13 protein-coding genes are annotated in these 16,923 nt (G+C 66.9%); 8 read left to right on the top strand and 5 right to left on the bottom strand.

The genetic code is table 11. The features are described from left to right. Positions 1-10: 10 nt before the first annotated feature. Positions 11-1,513 (bottom strand): OmpA family protein, encoded by a 1,503-nt coding sequence (locus H681_RS14260; RefSeq protein WP_015477574.1) that lies wholly within the window; start codon positions 1,511-1,513, stop codon positions 11-13. A 118-nt stretch (positions 1,514-1,631) separates the two neighbouring features. Here H681_RS14260 and H681_RS26430 point away from each other — a divergent pair, with 118 nt between their 5' ends. Next, positions 1,632-1,778: a hypothetical protein gene (locus H681_RS26430; RefSeq protein ID WP_157883329.1), complete on the top strand. Its 147-nt coding sequence runs from the start codon at positions 1,632-1,634 to the stop codon at positions 1,776-1,778. A gap of 267 nt (positions 1,779-2,045) precedes the next feature. After that, complete coding sequence (locus H681_RS14265) at positions 2,046-2,939, top strand: LysR family transcriptional regulator (RefSeq protein ID WP_015477575.1); 894 nt, start codon at positions 2,046-2,048, stop codon at positions 2,937-2,939. A gap of 33 nt (positions 2,940-2,972) precedes the next feature. On the opposite strand, the gene H681_RS14270 is transcribed toward H681_RS14265, so the two are convergent. Genes H681_RS14270 through H681_RS14280 form a run of 3 tightly spaced genes read right to left on the bottom strand, consistent with a single transcriptional unit; the run spans position 2,973 to position 5,387 of the window. Beyond that, complete coding sequence (locus H681_RS14270; RefSeq protein WP_015477576.1) at positions 2,973-4,016, bottom strand: NAD(P)-dependent alcohol dehydrogenase; 1,044 nt, start codon at positions 4,014-4,016, stop codon at positions 2,973-2,975. 20 nt (positions 4,017-4,036) lie between these two features. After that, positions 4,037-5,044: an aldo/keto reductase gene (locus H681_RS14275; RefSeq protein WP_015477577.1), complete on the bottom strand. Its 1,008-nt coding sequence runs from the start codon at positions 5,042-5,044 to the stop codon at positions 4,037-4,039. A gap of 10 nt (positions 5,045-5,054) precedes the next feature. Next, entirely contained in the window at positions 5,055-5,387 is a 333-nt protein-coding gene (locus H681_RS14280) for a carboxymuconolactone decarboxylase family protein (RefSeq protein WP_015477578.1), read from the bottom strand. A 243-nt stretch (positions 5,388-5,630) separates the two neighbouring features. On the opposite strand from H681_RS14280, the gene H681_RS14285 reads away from it, so the two are divergent. Next, the gene (locus H681_RS14285) at positions 5,631-6,614 is read left to right on the top strand and encodes an aldo/keto reductase (protein ID WP_015477579.1); all 984 of its coding nucleotides are present in this window, start codon (positions 5,631-5,633) and stop codon (positions 6,612-6,614) included. 194 nt (positions 6,615-6,808) lie between these two features. Here H681_RS14285 and H681_RS14290 read toward each other — a convergent pair whose 3' ends face one another. Continuing rightward, the gene (locus H681_RS14290; RefSeq protein WP_236620479.1) at positions 6,809-7,069 is read right to left on the bottom strand and encodes a cytoplasmic protein; all 261 of its coding nucleotides are present in this window, start codon (positions 7,067-7,069) and stop codon (positions 6,809-6,811) included. Between the two features lie 121 nt (positions 7,070-7,190). Here H681_RS14290 and H681_RS14295 point away from each other — a divergent pair, with 121 nt between their 5' ends. From H681_RS14295 to narJ, 5 genes are all read left to right on the top strand, one after another. Then, complete coding sequence (locus H681_RS14295; protein WP_015477581.1) at positions 7,191-7,883, top strand: MOSC domain-containing protein; 693 nt, start codon at positions 7,191-7,193, stop codon at positions 7,881-7,883. A 289-nt stretch (positions 7,884-8,172) separates the two neighbouring features. Then, a complete protein-coding gene (locus H681_RS14300; RefSeq protein WP_015477582.1) occupies positions 8,173-10,821 on the top strand; it encodes a nitrate/nitrite transporter in 2,649 nt (882 codons plus the stop codon). Between the two features lie 33 nt (positions 10,822-10,854). Next, positions 10,855-14,619, top strand: a complete 3,765-nt coding sequence (locus tag H681_RS14305) for a nitrate reductase subunit alpha (protein WP_015477583.1) — start codon at positions 10,855-10,857, stop codon at positions 14,617-14,619. Then, a complete protein-coding gene (gene narH / locus H681_RS14310; RefSeq protein WP_015477584.1) occupies positions 14,616-16,172 on the top strand; it encodes a nitrate reductase subunit beta in 1,557 nt (518 codons plus the stop codon). The genes H681_RS14305 and narH overlap by 4 nt, the downstream gene beginning before the upstream one ends. Continuing rightward, complete coding sequence (gene narJ, locus H681_RS14315; RefSeq protein ID WP_015477585.1) at positions 16,165-16,923, top strand: nitrate reductase molybdenum cofactor assembly chaperone; 759 nt, start codon at positions 16,165-16,167, stop codon at positions 16,921-16,923. The genes narH and narJ overlap by 8 nt, the downstream gene beginning before the upstream one ends.

A 16,923-nucleotide genomic window follows, 5' to 3' on the forward strand; every position in this document is an offset into this window, starting at 1 on the left:
TCAGCTCTCGTTATTTTCGGATGGGTTGGAAGTTGGCGACGTAGGCCTGGCCTTGCTTCGGGTAGTAGATCTCCCCGCCGCTGGCGGCACCCGAACGCTTGTCGAAGACGATGTCCATGCAGGTGACCGGCGACGTCGCCGGGTCCGCCGCGAACACCCGGTAGAGCACCTTGTCCTCGCCTTCGTAGGCGTTGGCCACGCCCGGGAATTTCGCCGACTGTTTCTTGCCGCCGGCCTTGTAGTTGGCGATGAACTGCATCTCCGGCTGCGCCACCACCAGCGCGTTCTCGCGCAGGATCGACACCGGGCCGACCAGCGCCACGTGGCCGTTCACCACCTTGCCCCAGGGCCGGCCATTCATGCCCGGCAGGTAGTCGGTGGTCTCCGGTTCGCCCAGTGGCGCGCCGCTGGCCAGGTTCTTCACCTCACCCTCGCTGCGCGGCATGTCGCCGATGCAGGAGCTGGCGGGCACCGCCGCGTAGGCCGGGGCAATCAGGCTGAAGGTCGAGGCCTTCGGCTGAATGCCCTGCGCCAGGGTCGAGGTGGTGCTGAGCACCGGACTGCCGCCGAAGTCGATACCGCCCTTGCCCGGCAGGCTGATACCGCTCGACGGGGCCGCCTCGACGGTTTCCTCCGGCTGCACCTGGGGCACCGGCAGCGGCGCGGGCCTGGCCGGCGCGCGGGCCGGTTTGTCCGCCGGCTTGGCGGCAGCCGGACGGGCCGTGCCGTGGGCCAGGTACTTGGGATTGTTGCGTTCGGCGCGCACGCGCTCCACCAGCAGTTGCTGGCTGTCCACTTCGGTCATCTCGACGCGGCGGTTCTTCGCCCGGCCGGACTCGCTGGCGTTGTCCGCCAGAGGACGGGACGCGCCGGCGCCCTGGTAGTAGATGTCGCTGGCCGGAATGCCGACCTCGGCGAGGATGCCGCCCACCGCGCGAGCGCGCTGCTCGGACAGGCGCTGGTTGAACTCGGCCGAACCGGTGGCGTCGGTATGGCCGACGACGAGGATCTTCTTGCCGGCGTTCTTCGGATCGTTGCGCCCTTCGGCCAGTGCCTGGGCGATCTTGCGCAACTGACGCTGGCCGTCCACGGTGACCCGTGCCGAACCGACATCGAACATCGAGCTGTCCTGCACCTGCGCCTCGATACCGACCACCGCCGGTGCGGCGCCGGGCTGTGCCGCCTGCCCGGCCGGCGCGGCGGCCTGCAGCTCGGTGACCTGGATGTCGATCCCCTCTTCCTTGGCGATGGCCTGCAGGCGCTTGACCCGTTGCTGGTACAGGTAGGTTGCGCCGCAGCCCACGACCGCCCCCACTGCCACTCCGGCGCCGATGTTCTTGCCGGTGGCCGCCGCCACCCCGCCGCCGATAAGTGCGCCGGCGATCCCGCCGAGGACGCAGGCGGTAGCGCCATTGGAACTTCCAAGGCCTTTGTCGATGCTGGCGCAGCCGCTCAGGCCGAGCGAAATGGCTACGGCGAGCGCGGTCGGCCGCAGAATGGCATTGCTGAACATGACTACCCCTTAAGGTCGTGGGTCGGCGGATGAACGAGGGCGAGCGCCGGCAGGACGCGTCGCGGATGGCAGGCGTCAGGCCGCGCGGAGCGGCTGGCTGCTCGACGGGAAATTCGCGATGGACCTCGTGCCCCGCGCGGAACAACAGGCGGGCAGCGACGAGGCATTACGGCAGGCAGGCGCCGCAGCGGAAAAGGAGGTTTCGGGCCGTTGGCCAGGACGCGCCGACGCGGGAATGGACGCCGACAGCAAACAGCGGGCGTGAAGATATTGCACCGGTATCCTCCTTGAACGGGTGGCGAGCGGCCGTCATGGCGCTTCGATCTGACTCACTTTGTGGGCGAGGAATCTATCACATTCTGAATGATATTAAAGTGCTTTCGATGGCATTTTGACGTCATCGTGCCGCCACTGGCCATCTACCCCTTCGCGTCCGGCATCCGCCGGAGCCTCGCGACGACGGTGCCGCTCCTCCGACTCGGATACACTCCGCCTGCGCGGTCCTCGTCGCGACGACCACAGCGGAGCCGACATGCCACGGGAAAACTTCAACGACCTGATCGCCTTCGTCACGGTGGCCCGCGAAGGCAGCTTCACCAAGGCGGCGGCGCAGCTGGGGGTCTCCCAGTCGGCGCTGAGCCACACCATCCGCGCCCTGGAAACCCGCCTCGGCCTGCGCCTGCTCAGCCGCACCACCCGCAGCGTCTCGCCCACCGAGGCCGGCGAGCGGCTGCTGCACACCCTGGCGCCGCGCTTCGAGGAGATCGAGGCGGAACTGGCGGCGCTCAGCGATTTTCGCGACAAACCCGTGGGCACCCTGCGTATCACCGCCGCCGAACACGCGGCCAGCACCGTGCTCTGGCCGAAGCTCTCGAAAGTGCTGCCGGACTACCCGGACATCAAGGTCGAGGTCAGCGTCGATTACGGCCTGACCGACATCGCCGCCGAGCGCTTCGACGCCGGCGTACGCCTGGGCGACCAGGTGGCCAAGGACATGATCGCCGTGCGCATCGCCCCGGACCTGCGCATGGCGGTGGCCGCCAGTCCCGCCTACCTCGCCCGCAAGGGCCGCCCGGCAGACGTCCAGGCGCTGGCCAGCCATGACTGCCTCAACCTGCGCCTGCCGACCTACGGCGGGCTGATGGCCTGGGAGTTCGCCAAGGACGGTCACGAAGTGAAGGCGCGAGTGGAAGGCCAACTGACGTTCAACAGCAGCCCGCACATCCTGCGCGCTGCGCTGGACGGCTTCGGCCTGGCCTACCTGCCGCAGGACATGGTCACCGAGCACGTCGCCGCAGGCCGCCTGGAGCAGGTGCTGGAAGACTGGTGCCCGAGCTTCCCCGGCTACCACCTCTACTACCCCAGCCGTCGGCAGAAATCCCGCGCCTTCACGGTGCTGGTGGACGCCCTGCGCCATCAGGACTGAACACCGGGCGCAGGACGCGCCCGGCGCACTGCCTCAGCCCAGGGTCGACATGTCGATGACGAAGCGGTAGCGCACGTCGGAGCGCTCCATGCGCTCGAAGGCGTGGTTGATCGCGTCCATGCGGATCATCTCGCACTCCGGCAGGATGTTCTTCTTGCCGCAGAAATCGAGCAGTTCCTGGGTTTCGGCGATGCCGCCGATGGGCGATCCGGCGATGCGCCGGCGCCCCAGCAGCAGCGGGATGCTGCTGATCTCGTCGATGGGCCCGACCTGCCCGACCATCACCAGGGTGCCGTCCACGTCCAGCAGCGGCATGTAGGGCTTCAGATCATGCTTCACCGGCACGGTATCGACGATCAGGTCGAAGCTGTTGGCCGCCGCCTTCATCGCCTGGGCGTCGGACGACACCAGCAGCGCATCGGCACCCAGTTCCAGAGCATCGGCGCGCTTGTCGGCGCTGCGGCTGAGCACGGTGACGGTGGCGCCCAGGCCGACCGCCAGCTTCACCGCCATGTGCCCCAGCCCGCCGAGGCCGACCACGCCGACGCGGCTGCCCGGCCCGACGTTCCAGGTGCGCAGCGGCGAATAGGTGGTGATACCGGCGCACAGCAACGGCGCGGCGCGGCTCAGGTCCAGGGCCGCCGGTACACGGAGGACGAACTCCTCGCGCACCACCAGTTGCTGGGAATAACCGCCCTGGGTCGCTTCGCGGGTGATGCGGTCCACACCGTTGTAGGTCTGGGTGTTGCCCTCGCGGCACAACTGTTCCTCGCCCTTGCGGCACTGGTCGCAGCGCTGGCAGGAATCCACCATGCAGCCCACCGCCACGGCGTCGCCGACCTGGTAGCGGGTCACTTTCGGCCCCACGGCGGTGACCCGGCCGACGATCTCGTGGCCCGGCACCATCGGGTAGCGGCTGAAGCCCCAGTCGTTGCGGGCCTGGTGCAGGTCGGAGTGGCAAACGCCACAGTAGAGGACGTCCATCGCCACGTCGTTGTCGCGCAGCGCGCGGCGTTCGAAGGTGAACGGCGCCAGCGGGTCCTGCGGGTTCTGCGCGGCGTATCCAAGGGTCTTCATCGGCATTGCTCCTCGAGGTTTCAACGGCGGGCCGGGCGGCCTTCGACGGGATAGGCGGGATCGCTGTAGCCGGGCGTGGAGGCATGACCGGGCGGCACCAGGCTGTCGACGAAGGTTTCATCCTCGGCAGTCAGCTCGATCTCCAACGCCGGCAGGTAGCCGTCCCAGTGCGCCTCGGTGCGCGGGCCGGCAATGAGCGAGCTGACCAGGGGATTGTTCAGCACCCAGGCCAGGGCGAAAGCGGCCGGCGTGGTGCCACGGGCGGCGGCGTGTTCGGCGATGCACTGGGCGATCCGCAGGGATTCGGGGCGCCATTCGGTCTGCTGGATGCGCTTGTCGCCACGGCCGGCACGGGAGTCCGCCGGCGGCTCGGCGCCGGGCCGGTACTTGCCGGTGAGCACGCCACGGGCCAGCGGGCTGTAGGGCACCACGCCGATGCCGAAGTGGCCGGCGGCGGGCAGTTGCTCGACTTCGGCGGTGCGGTCCACCAGGTTGTACAGCGGCTCGCTGCAGATCGGCCGGTCGATGCCCAACCGGTCGGCCAGCCGCACCACCTCGGCGATGCGCCAGCCACGGAAGTTGGACAGCCCGTAGTAGCGCACCTTGCCCTGGCGGATCAACTCGCCCACGGCGCGCAGGCCCTCCTCCAGCGGCGCATCGACGTCGGTGCGGTGGAAGTAGAGGATGTCCAGGTAGTCGGTTCCCAGGCGGCGCAGACTGTCGTCCACAGCCTGGTAGATCCATTTGCGCGACTGGCCACGGTTATTCGGACCATCGCCCAGGGCGTTGCCGAACTTGCTGGCGATCACCCAGTCATCGCGCCGGGCGGCTACCGCGCGCCCCACGATCTCCTCGGAACGGCCCTTGTGGTAGACGTCGGCGGTGTCGATGAAATTGACACCCTGCTCGAAGGCCTTGTCGATGATGCGGCGCGAGGTCGGCTCGTCGGTCTCGCCGCCGAACATCATGGCGCCCAGGCACAAGGGCGAGACTTTCAGGGCGCTGCGGCCCAGGTAACGGTATTCCATGGAATTTTCCTCACTCGGTGGCATCGCGTTCGGCGAACACCCGGCGGGTAACGCCCAGCGCGGTGGAAGCCGTGGGCCAGCCGGAATAGAAAGCCAGGTGGGTGATCAGCTCGATCAGTTCCTCGCGGGTGACGCCGTTGTCCAGCGCCTTGCCCAGATGGAACTGCAGTTCGTTGGCCTGGTAGCGCGACATCAGGCTGGCCACGGTGACCAGGCTGCGGTCGCGCGGCGACAGGCCGGGGCGCTCCCAGACGTCGCCGAACAGCACCCGGTCGGTGTAGTCGGCCAGCACCGGGGCGATGTCGGCAAAAGCCTTGTGAGCGGTGGAAGGCTGCTCGCTCATGGTGTTCTCCGCTGGGCTGCTGAAGTTGCCGACCATGCTAGGCCTGGGCGGTGTGTCGATTAAGGGGCGCAACACGCTTGGACCTATGAGGAACACTCATGAATGGCCCTGCCAGATCCATGAATCACGCTCATAGGCGAATGCGGCTCTGCCCGTCTAATCGCAGCGAAAGTCTTTGAGTAAAGTCCATTCCAGACGATTCGCCGGGCAATCCCGTCCGTTCCCGCTCCAGGAGAAACTCCGATGGACAAGCGCACACTGGGCCGCAACGGCCTGCAGGTATCGACACTGGGCCTTGGCTGCATGGGCCTGAGCTACGGCTACGGCCCGGCGGTGGACCGCGACGATGGCATCCGCCTGATACGCGCCGCCTTCGACAGCGGCGTGACTTTCTTCGACACCGCCGAAGCCTACGGCCCCTTCGCCAACGAGGAACTGCTGGGCGAAGCCCTGGCACCGATACGCGACGAGGTGGCAATCGCCACCAAGTTCGGCTTCAGCGCAGGCGACACCCGCCTCGGCCTGGACAGCCGCCCGGAGAGCATCCGCGCCGTCGCCGAAGCCTCGCTCAAGCGCCTGAAGACCGATCGCATCGACCTCTTCTACCAGCACCGGATCGACCCGAACGTGCCCATCGAGGACGTCGCCGGCACCGTCGCCGAACTGATCCGCGAAGGCAAGGTGAAGCACTTCGGCCTCTCCGAAGCCGGCCCGCAATCCATCCGTCGCGCCCATGCGGTGCAGCCGGTGGCGGCGCTGCAAAGCGAGTACTCGCTGTGGTGGCGCGAGCCGGAGAAGGAAATCCTCCCGCTACTGGCCGAACTGGGCATCGGCTTCGTGCCCTTCAGCCCGCTGGGCAAGGGCTTCCTCACCGGCGCCATCGACGCTCGCACCCAGTTCTCGGCCAACGATTTCCGCAACATCGTGCCGCGCTTCTCCGAGGAGAACCGCACGGCCAACGCCGGCCTGGTGGACGTGCTCGGCCGCATCGCCGAGGGCAAGGACGCGAGCCGCGCGCAGATCGCCATCGCCTGGCTGCTGGCGCAACAGCCGTGGATCGTACCGATCCCCGGCACGACCAAGCTGCATCGCCTGGAAGAAAACCTCGGTGCAGCCTCGCTGGTGTTGGACGCCACTGACCTCTCCGCCATCGAAGAGGCGCTACGGCGGATCGAAATCGCCGGCGAGCGCTACCCGGCGCACCTGCAGCAGCGGGTGGATCGCTGATCAGCGCGGACAGAACGTGCTCCTGCGTGCAGGGATTTCCCCGCAGGAGCGGACCGACGCCGCCATCTGTAGGAGCGAGCTTGCTCGCGAACCGCTGCCGAGTGAAAGACCGTTGCTCCTACAAAAGTCCCCGGATCCCGTTCGCGATTCGCCGGCAGGGCCGGCGCGTCGGAGGTTCGCGAGCAAGCTCTCTCCTACAGGTTCTCCAGCGCCATCGGGCGATACAGCGGCTCGCTGGCCAGCAGCTTGATGCCGGCTGGCGAGCTTTCCAGCAGGCGCCGCTCGCCGTCGGCCACCTGCAACTCAAGGACGAAGCCCTGCCCGCCAAGCGCATCCGCGATGGCACGCACGGCGTCGCGCGCCCAGGGCAGGTCGGAGTCGAAATGGCCGAGCAACTGGCCGTGGCGCTGGATGGTGAGACGGTACTTCTGCATCGGGAACTCTCGGTTGGGCATGCGGGACTCGCTGGCGGGGCGCAACGACACTTTGTATCGAATCGACACCTTGACAGAGGCTACCGATCTGAATGATTTTGTCCAGGTAGTTTTTGATCGACACCACCCCTGAGAGGTCCCCATGAGCCCGACCTGCATTTCCCTCGACGCCCTCCTCACTGGACGCGCCGTGCCCTTTACCCGCGCCGGATCGCGCAGCGCCATCGCCAAGGCGCCGCGTCAGGGATCGCTGACGATCACCACCCTGGGCCTGGAAAGCGACGAGCAAGGCGACCTGCGCGTGCACGGCGGCGTCGAGAAAGCCATCCACCACTATCCCCGCGAACACTACGCGGACTGGATCGCCGAGCTGGGCGAACACCCGCTTCTGATGCAGCCGGGCGCCTTCGGCGAGAACTTCAGCAGCACCGGCTGGACCGAGGCGGATGTCTGCCTGGGCGATCGCATCCGCGCCGGCACGGCATTGCTGGAGGTGTCCCAGGGGCGGATGCCGTGCTGGAAACTCAACGACCGCTTCGCGGTGGCGCAGATGGCGCTGCGGGTGCAGGAGTCGGGGCGCACCGGCTGGTACTACCGAGTACTGGAGGAAGGCGTGATCGCCGCCGGCGCGACGCTGGAGCGGGTCGAGCGGCAGCATGCGGACTGGCCACTGCAACGGCTCTCCGCCGTGCTGTTCGACAAGCGCGTAGACATGGACATCCTGCGCGAATGCCTGGAATTGCCGCTGGCGCCGAACTGGCGGCGCACCCTGAGCCGGCGCCTGGAGCAAGGCCAGGTGGAGGATTGGGGGCCGCGTCTGCAGGGCCAGCCCTGAGATAGCACCTGGACGGCCATCGCTATCTACTCAAATACATAGCGAACCGCAAAGTTCTGCACATTCAACGCAATATCCCGGCGAGTTTTGGAAATCCCTTTGATCTGCGTCTAGGCTGAGGCTCTACAACACCTTCGGGTGCAAAGATAACTAGAGATCCAGCAAGACCGACCGTGAATCGGCCTATGGCAACGCTTGCGAGCACAGGTATCCACTGGCCTGTCCGGGCATCGCTACGGCTGGAAAAAGAAACCGTTGCCGACGGTGCCGTCAAGGGATTGTGTCCAGTATGGCTAACTCCATTTCTGCCAGTGATCGCTATCGCGCCCTCGGCTTGTCGACCCTCGCCTTCACGCTGTGCTTCGCCGTATGGACGCTGTTTTCCATCCTCGGCCTGCAGATCAAGAACGAGTTCGGCCTTACCGATACCCAGCTCGGCCTGTTGATGGCGACGCCGGTGCTGACCGGCTCGATCTCGCGCATCTTCCTCGGCCTGTGGACCGACCGCTACGGCGGGCGCTGGGTGTTCGGCCTGCTGATGCTGGTGTCAGCCGTCTGCGTCTACCTGCTGACCTTCGCCAACAGCTTCCCGATGCTGCTCGTCGCGGCACTGGGCGTGGGGCTGGCGGGTGGCGGCTTCATCGTCGGCACCGCCTACACCGCCACCTGGTTCGAGCAGGGCCGCCAGGGCACCGCGCTGGGCATCTTCGGCGCCGGCAACGTCGGCGCCGGCCTGACCAACCTCGCCGCTCCGCTGCTGATGCTGGCCCTGGGCTGGCGCGGCGCCGCCCTGGTGTACGCGCTGGTGCTCGGCGCGATGGGCATCGGCTTCATCCTCTTCGCCAAGACCGATCCCCAGGCCGCAACGCGCCAGGCCAAGGCCATCCCGCTGTCCGAGCAACTGGCGCCGCTGACCGAACTGCGCGTGTGGCGCTTCTCGCTCTACTACTTCTTCGTCTTCGGCGCCTTCGTCGCCCTTGCGCTTTGGCTGCCGCACTACCTGATGGAGGTGTACGGCCTGGGGCTGGCCGCCGCCGGCTTCGTCGCCGCGCTGTACACCGTGCCCGCCTCGCTGTTCCGCATCCTCGGCGGCTGGCTGTCGGACCGCTACGGCGCCCGTAGGGTGATGTACTGGACCCTGGGCATTTCGGTGCTGTGCACCTTCCTGCTCAGCTACCCGCCGACCCGCTACACCGTCACCGGGGTACGCGGCGACATCGAGTTCTCGATGCACTTCGGCCTGGTCGGCTTCGCCCTGGTCATCATCGTCCTGGGCTTCTTCATGTCCCTGGGCAAGGCGGCGGTGTTCAAGCACATCCCGACCTACTACCCGCAGCACGTCGGCGTGGTCGGCGGCCTGGTGGGGATGATCGGCGGCCTGGGCGGCTTCCTGCTGCCGCTGACCTTCGGTATGCTCAACGACGTGGTCGGCATCTGGCAGAGCTGCTTCATGCTGCTGTTCCTGATCGCCGCCGGCGCCCTGCTGTGGATGCACTACGCGATCCGCATGGCCGAACGCGTGGAATGGGCCGAGCACAGCGAAACCCGCGACCTGCCGGAACTCTCCACCCCCAGCAGCTTCGTGCTGCGCGACTGGCACCCGGAGGACCCGGCGTTCTGGGCGGATACCGGCAAGCGCATCGCCACGCGCAACCTGTGGATCTCCATCCCCAACCTGCTGCTGGCCTTCGCCATCTGGATGGTCTGGTCGGTGGTGGTGGCCAAGCTGCCGCTGGCCGGCTTCAACTACAGCGCCAACCAGCTGTTCTGGCTGGCCGCCCTGCCCGGCCTGTCCGGCGCCACCCTGCGCATCTTCTACAGCTTCATGGTGCCGATCTTCGGCGGGCGGCGCTGGACGGCGCTGTCCACCGCCTCCCTGCTGGTGCCGGCGCTGTGGATCGGCTTCGCCGTGCAGAACCCCAACACGCCCTACCTGGTGATGTTGATCCTCGCCCTGCTCTGCGGCCTGGGCGGCGGCAACTTCTCCTCGAGCATGGCGAACATCTCGTTCTTCTTCCCCAAACAGGCCAAGGGCTCCGCGATGGGCCTGAACGCCGGGCTGGGTAACCTGGGCGTGAGCGTCATGCAGTTCCTGGTGCCGCTGAGCATCACGATGGCGGTGTTCGGCAGCCTGGGCGGCGAACCGCAGACCACCAGCACCGGCACCCCGCTGTGGCTGCAGAACGCCGGCTTCATCTGGGTGCCCTTCATCATCGTCGCCACGCTCGCCGCCTGGTTCGGGATGAACGACATCGCCAGCGCCAAGTCGTCCTTCGCCGACCAGATGGCGATCTTCAAACGCAAGCACACCTGGCTGATGAGCGTGCTCTACACCGGCACCTTCGGCAGCTTCATCGGCTTCTCCGCCGGTTTCCCGCTGCTGGCCGGGCACCTGTTCCCCGGCGTCGACGTGCTCAAGTTCGCCTTCCTCGGGCCGCTGATCGGTGCCCTCGCTCGCGCCTTCACCGGCGGCCTGGCGGATCGCTTCGGCGGCGGGCGGATCAGCCTCTGGGTGTTCGTCGCCATGGCCGTGTGCGTCGGCGGCGTGCTGTTCTTCATCGAAGGCAAGGACCAACCGGGCGCCTTCTGGGGCTTCCTGGCGATGTTCCTGCTGCTGTTCTTCTTCTCCGGCGTGGGCAATGCCAGCACCACGCAGATGATCCCGGCGATCTTCCGGATCATGACGCCGCGCCTGTTCCCCAGCCTACCCGCCGAGCAACAGGGCCTGCAGAGCGAGAAGGAGTCCGCCGCGGCAGTGGGCTTCATCTCGGCGGTAGCGGCCTACGGCGGCTTCTTCATCCCGAAATCGTTCGGCAGTTCGTTCGACCTCACCGGAGGCCCGGAATGGGCGCTCTACGGGTTCATCGTGTTCTACGTGCTGTGTATCGCGCTGACCTGGTTCTTCTACACCCGTCGCAATGCCGAAGTGCGCTGCTAACGCTGACGACGCACTCTGCCAAGGAGGAGAAACATGAGCTTCTTCATCGACCGCCTGCGCTACCTGGTCAAGCGTCCCCCGGAGTTCGCCGGCGGCCACGGCGAAACCCGCGATGAGAGCCGCGACTGGGAGGATGGCTATCGCCAGCGCTGGCAGTTCGACAAGATCGCCCGCTCGACCCACGGGGTGAACTGCACCGGCTCCTGCAGCTGGAAGATCTACGTGAAGAACGGCCTGGTGACCTGGGAAACCCAGCAGACCGACTACCCGCGCACCCGCCCCGACCTGCCCAACCACGAACCGCGCGGCTGCCCGCGCGGCGCCAGCTATTCCTGGTACCTGTACAGCGCCAACCGGCTGAAGTACCCGATGGTGCGCAAGGCGCTGGTGCAGCTCCGGCGCGAGGCGCTGGCGACCCACAAGGACCCGGTGCTGGCCTGGGCGAGCATCGTCGAGGACCCGCAGAAGGCGAAGCAGTACAAGTCCATCCGTGGCCGTGGCGGGTTCGTCCGCGCCGACTGGGACGAGATGCAGACCCTGGTCGCCGCCGCCAACGTCTACACCGTGAAGACCTACGGCCCGGACCGCGTCGCCGGCTTCTCGCCGATCCCGGCGATGTCGATGGTCTCCTACGCCTCGGGCACCCGTTACCTGTCGCTGATCGGCGGCGTCTGCCTGAGCTTCTACGACTGGTACTGCGACCTGCCACCCGCCTCGCCGCAAGTCTGGGGCGAGCAGACCGACGTGCCCGAGTCCGCCGACTGGTACAACTCCGGCTACATCATCGCCTGGGGTTCCAACGTCCCGCAGACCCGTACCCCCGACGCGCACTTCTTCACCGAGGTGCGCTACAAGGGCACCAAGACCATCGCCATCACCCCGGACTACGCGGAAATCTCCAAGCTCTGCGACGAGTGGATGAGCGCCAAGCAGGGCACCGACTCCGCGCTGGCCATCGCCATGGGCCATGTGATCTTCAAGGAATTCCACCTGGAGCAGCCCAGCGCCTACTTCACCGACTACATCCGCCGCTACACCGACATGCCGATCCTGGTGGAGCTGGAACAGCGCGAGGACGGCAGCCTGGTGCCGGGCAAGCAGCTGCGCGCCAGCGACTTCGACGGCAACCTCGCGCAGGCCAACAACCCCGAATGGAAGACCGTGGCCTGGGACGAGAGCGGCGACCGCCTGGTGGTGCCGCGCGGCTCCATCGGCTTCCGCTGGGGTGAAACCGGACACTGGAACCTGGAACCGGTGGACGCCGACGGCCAGGACGTCAGCCTGCGCCTGTCGCAGCTTGGCCAGCATGACGAAGTGGCGCGGGTGGCCTTCCCCTACTTCGGCGGCATCGAGCGCCAGCACTTCCCCAACGTGAAAGTGCGCGACGTCATCTACCACCACGTGCCGGCCAAGCGCCTGAAACTGGCCGATGGCCGCGAGGTGCTGGCGGTCACCGTGTTCGACCTCACCGCCGCCAACTACGGCATCGACCGGGGCCTGGCCGCTACCGTCGGCGGCTCCGGCGCGGACGATGGCGCCAGCGACTACGGGCAGATGAAGCCCTACACCCCGGCCTGGCAGGAGGCGATCACCGGGGTGCCGGCGGCGCAGATGATCCGCATCGCCCGCGAGTTCGCGCAGAACGCCGACAAGACCCACGGCCGCTCCATGATCATCGTCGGTGCCGGGATGAACCACTGGTACCACATGGACATGAACTACCGCGGGCTGATCAACATGCTCATCCTCTGCGGTTGCATCGGCAAGAGCGGCGGCGGCTGGTCACACTACGTCGGCCAGGAGAAGCTGCGCCCGCAGACCGGCTGGACGCCGCTGGCCTTCGCCCTCGACTGGCACCGTCCGCCGCGTCACATGAACGGCACCTCGTTCTTCTACAACCACTCCAGCCAGTGGCGCTACGAGAAGCTGGAGGTGAAGGAACTGCTCTCCCCGCTGGCGCGCCCGCAGGACTTCAGCGGCAGCCTGGTGGACTTCAACGTGCGCGCCGAGCGCATGGGCTGGCTGCCCTCCGCGCCGCAGCTGGGCATCAACCCGCTGCGCCTGGCCGCCGCCGCCCAGGCCGCCGGCAAGAGCACGGTGGACTACACCGTCGAACAATTGAAAAGCGGCCAGCTGCGCTTCGCCAGCGAAGACCCGGACAACCCGCAGAACCACCCGCGCAACCTGTTCGTCTGGCGCTCCAACCTGCTCGGCTCCTCCGGCAAGGGCCACGAGTACATGCTCAAGTACCTGCTGGGCACCAGGAACGGACTGCTCGGCAAGGACCTGGGCGATTCGGGTCATCAGAAGCCCGAGGAAGTGGAATGGAAGGACGAGCCCATCGAAGGCAAGCTCGACCTGCTGACCACCCTGGACTTCCGCATGTCCACCACCTGCCTCTACTCCGATGTGGTGCTGCCCACCGCCACCTGGTACGAGAAGGACGACCTCAACACGTCCGACATGCACCCCTTCATCCACCCGCTCACCGCCGCCACCGACCCGGCGTGGGAAGCCCGCAGCGACTGGCAGATCTACGACGGCATCGCCCAGGCGTTCTCGCGTCTGTGCGTCGGTCACCTGGGCGAGGAAACCGACCTGGTCACCCTGCCCCTGCAGCACGACAGTCCCGGCGAACTGGCCCAGCCGCAGGTGCTGGACTGGAAGAAAGGCGAGTGCGAGCCGATCCCCGGCAAGACCATGCCGTCGCTCATCGAGGTCAAGCGCAACTACCCGGAAACCTATGAGCGCTTCAGCTCGGTCGGCCCGCTGCTGGACAGCATCGGCAACGGCGGCAAGGGCATCGCCTGGAAGACCGAGACCGAGGTCGACCTGCTCGGCAAGCTCAACTACCGCAAGCTGGAAGGCTCCGCCGAAGGCCGACCGAAGATCGCCTCGGCCATCGACGCGGCGGAGATGATCCTCGCCCTGGCGCCGGAAACCAACGGCCAGGTAGCGGTGAAGGCCTGGGCGGCGCTGTCGAAGATCACCGGGCGCGACCATACGCACCTGGCCAAGCCCAAGGAAGAGGAAAAGATCCGTTTTCGCGACCTGGTCGCACAGCCGCGCAAGATCATCTCCAGCCCCACCTGGTCGGGCCTGGAAGACGAACACGTCAGCTACAACGCCTGCTACACCAACGTGCATGAACTGATCCCCTGGCGCACCGTCACCGGCCGCCAGCAGTTCTACCAGGACCACCCCTGGATGCGCGCCTTCGGCGAAAGCCTGATGGTCTACCGGCCGCCCATCGACACCAAGGCCGCCGCCAGCGTCGCCGCGCCCAAGAGCAACGGCAACCCGGAGATCGCCCTCAACTGGATCACCCCGCACCAGAAGTGGGGCATCCACTCCACCTACAGCGACAACCTGCTGATGCAGACCCTCTCCCGCGGCGGGCCCATCGTCTGGATGTCCGAGGACGACGCGCGCTCCATCGGCGTCTCCGACAACGACTGGATCGAGCTGTACAACGCCAACGGCGCCATCGCCGCCCGCGCGGTGGTGAGCCAGCGGGTGCGGCCGGGCATGGCGATGATGTACCACGCCCAGGAACGCATCCTGAACATCCCCGGCTCGGAAATGACCGGCACCCGTGGCGGCATCCACAACTCGGTCACGCGGGTCTGCCCCAAGCCGACCCACATGATCGGCGGCTACGCGCAGCTCTCCTACGGCTTCAACTACTACGGCACCGTGGGCTCCAACCGCGACGAGTTCGTCATCGTGCGCAAGATGCACCGCATCGACTGGCTCGACGGCGAAGGCAACGACTATCAGCAGGAGGCCGTGAAATGAAGATTCGTTCCCAGGTCGGCATGGTCCTGAACCTCGACAAGTGCATCGGTTGCCACACCTGCTCGGTCACCTGCAAGAACGTCTGGACCAGCCGCGAAGGCATCGAGTACGCCTGGTACAACAACGTCGAGACCAAGCCGGGCATCGGCTATCCCAAGGAGTGGGAGAACCAGAAGAAGTGGAACGGCGGCTGGGTGCGCAACGCCGACGGCTCCATCAACCCACGCATCGGCGGCAAGTGGCGGGTGCTGGCGAACATCTTCGCCAACCCGGACCTGCCGGAGATCGACGACTACTACGAGCCCTTCACCTTCGACTACCAGCACCTGCACACTGCCAAGCAGAGCGAGCACCAGCCCGTGGCGCGGCCGCGCTCGCTGATTTCCGGGCAGCGCATGGACAAGGTGGAATGGGGCCCGAACTGGGAAGAACTGCTGGGTACCGAGTTCGCCAAGCGGCGCAAGGACATCAACTTCGACCAGGTCCAGGCGGACATCTACGGGCAGTTCGAAAACACCTTCATGATGTACCTGCCGCGCCTGTGCGAGCACTGCCTGAACCCGGCGTGCGTGGCCTCCTGCCCCAGCGGCGCGATCTACAAGCGCGAGGAAGACGGCATCGTCCTGATCGACCAGGACAAATGCCGCGGCTGGCGCATGTGCATCTCCGGCTGCCCGTACAAGAAGATCTACTACAACTGGAAAAGCGGTAAGTCGGAGAAGTGCATCTTCTGCTACCCGCGCATCGAGAGCGGCCAGCCCACCGTCTGCTCGGAAACCTGCGTGGGGCGCATCCGCTACCTCGGCGTGCTGCTCTACGACGCCGACCGCATCGAGGAAGTGGCCGCCTCCAAGGACGACCGCGACCTCTACCACCGCCAGTGCGAGATCTTCCTCGACCCGCACGACCCGGAAGTCATCGCCCAGGCGCGCAAGGACGGCATCCCCGACAACGTGATCGCCGCAGCGCAAGCCTCGCCGGTCTACAAGCTGGCCATCGACTGGCAGCTGGCCCTGCCGCTGCACCCGGAATACCGCACCCTGCCGATGGTCTGGTACGTGCCGCCGCTCTCCCCCATCCAGTCCGCCGCCGAAGCGGGCCATATGGAGTTCGACGGCGTGCTGCCGAAGATCGAATCGCTGCGCATCCCGGTGCGCTACCTGGCCAACATGCTCACCGCCGGGGAAGAAGCGCCGGTCGTGCTGGCGCTCAAGCGGCTGATGGCGATGCGCGTGTACATGCGCGCCAAGCACGTCGACAAGACGGACAATACCGCCGTGCTCGACGAGGTCGGGCTGACCCGGAACCAGGTCGAGGAAATGTACCGCTACCTGGCGATCGCCAACTACGAGGACCGCTTCGTCATCCCCACCGGCCACCGCGAGCACATCCCCGAAGCCTATGCCGAACGCAGCGGCTGCGGCTTCAGCTTCGGCGACGGCTGCAATGGCGGCAACAGCCAGGTCAGCCTGTTCGGCGGACGCAAGAACACCACCACGCTGGTCAAGCCGGTGCAGACCTTCGACCCGGTGGAGGACAGCCGTCATGGGTGAGTACCGTCCCTACGAAGGCCCACCCGTGGGCCTGCTGAGCCTGCGCGTGCTGGCGCGGCTGCTCGACTACCCCAGCGCCGAACTGCAGGTGGCCTGCGCCGAGGCCATCGACATCCTCGATGCCGAAGACCGCCTGCCCACGCCCTTGCGCGCGCAGCTCGCCCAGTGGTGCCGCGAGCTGGCTGCCGGGGAACTGCTCGATCTGGAGGAAGCCTACGTCGAACTCTTCGACCGTGGCCGCGCCACCTCGCTGCTGCTGTTCGAGCACGTGCACGGCGAATCCCGCGATCGCGGCCAGGCCATGGTCAACCTGCTGGCCGAGTACGAGGCCGCCGGCTTCCAGCTCGACGCCCGCGAGTTGCCCGACTACCTGCCGCTGTTCCTGGAATACCTGTCGACCCGCAGCCACGAGGAGATCGGCCAGTGGCTGGGCGACATCCGGCACATCCTCGCCCTGCTCGCCGCGCGCCTGGAGGAACGCGACACCCGCTACGCGCTGGTGCCCCGCGCCCTGCTCGCGCTGATCGGCGCCACCGACGCCATCGACGAGCAGCGCCCCGCCGTCGCGGATGAAAAGCCCGACAACACGCCCCAGGCGCTGGACGCGGTGTGGGAAGAAGAAGTGGTGCGCTTCAACGCCGAAACCGACCAGGACTGCAGCCTGCAGTCCGCCGAGGGGCGGCGCCTGGCCGAGCGCAAGTACGAGACGCTGCCACAGGTCATCCAGGTCATGCCGTCCGGCACCCAGTAA

Origin of the sequence: Pseudomonas sp. ATCC 13867 (assembly GCF_000349845.1) — a bacterium.
In the GTDB taxonomy this organism is placed as follows: domain Bacteria; phylum Pseudomonadota; class Gammaproteobacteria; order Pseudomonadales; family Pseudomonadaceae; genus Pseudomonas.

Bases quoted from the DNA above. Each gene is read 5' to 3' on its own strand.
- H681_RS14260 (WP_015477574.1), bottom strand. From the start codon at position 1,513: ATGTTCAGCAATGCCATTCTGCGGCCGACCGCGCTCGCCGTAGCCATT.
- H681_RS26430 (WP_157883329.1), top strand. From the start codon at position 1,632: ATGGACCTCGTGCCCCGCGCGGAACAACAGGCGGGCAGCGACGAGGCA.
- H681_RS14265 (WP_015477575.1), top strand. From the start codon at position 2,046: ATGCCACGGGAAAACTTCAACGACCTGATCGCCTTCGTCACGGTGGCC.
- H681_RS14270 (WP_015477576.1), bottom strand. From the start codon at position 4,016: ATGAAGACCCTTGGATACGCCGCGCAGAACCCGCAGGACCCGCTGGCG.
- H681_RS14275 (WP_015477577.1), bottom strand. From the start codon at position 5,044: ATGGAATACCGTTACCTGGGCCGCAGCGCCCTGAAAGTCTCGCCCTTG.
- H681_RS14280 (WP_015477578.1), bottom strand. From the start codon at position 5,387: ATGAGCGAGCAGCCTTCCACCGCTCACAAGGCTTTTGCCGACATCGCC.
- H681_RS14285 (WP_015477579.1), top strand. From the start codon at position 5,631: ATGGACAAGCGCACACTGGGCCGCAACGGCCTGCAGGTATCGACACTG.
- H681_RS14290 (WP_236620479.1), bottom strand. From the start codon at position 7,069: ATGCCCAACCGAGAGTTCCCGATGCAGAAGTACCGTCTCACCATCCAG.
- H681_RS14295 (WP_015477581.1), top strand. From the start codon at position 7,191: ATGAGCCCGACCTGCATTTCCCTCGACGCCCTCCTCACTGGACGCGCC.
- H681_RS14300 (WP_015477582.1), top strand. From the start codon at position 8,173: ATGGCTAACTCCATTTCTGCCAGTGATCGCTATCGCGCCCTCGGCTTG.
- H681_RS14305 (WP_015477583.1), top strand. From the start codon at position 10,855: ATGAGCTTCTTCATCGACCGCCTGCGCTACCTGGTCAAGCGTCCCCCG.
- narH (WP_015477584.1), top strand. From the start codon at position 14,616: ATGAAGATTCGTTCCCAGGTCGGCATGGTCCTGAACCTCGACAAGTGC.
- narJ (WP_015477585.1), top strand. From the start codon at position 16,165: ATGGGTGAGTACCGTCCCTACGAAGGCCCACCCGTGGGCCTGCTGAGC.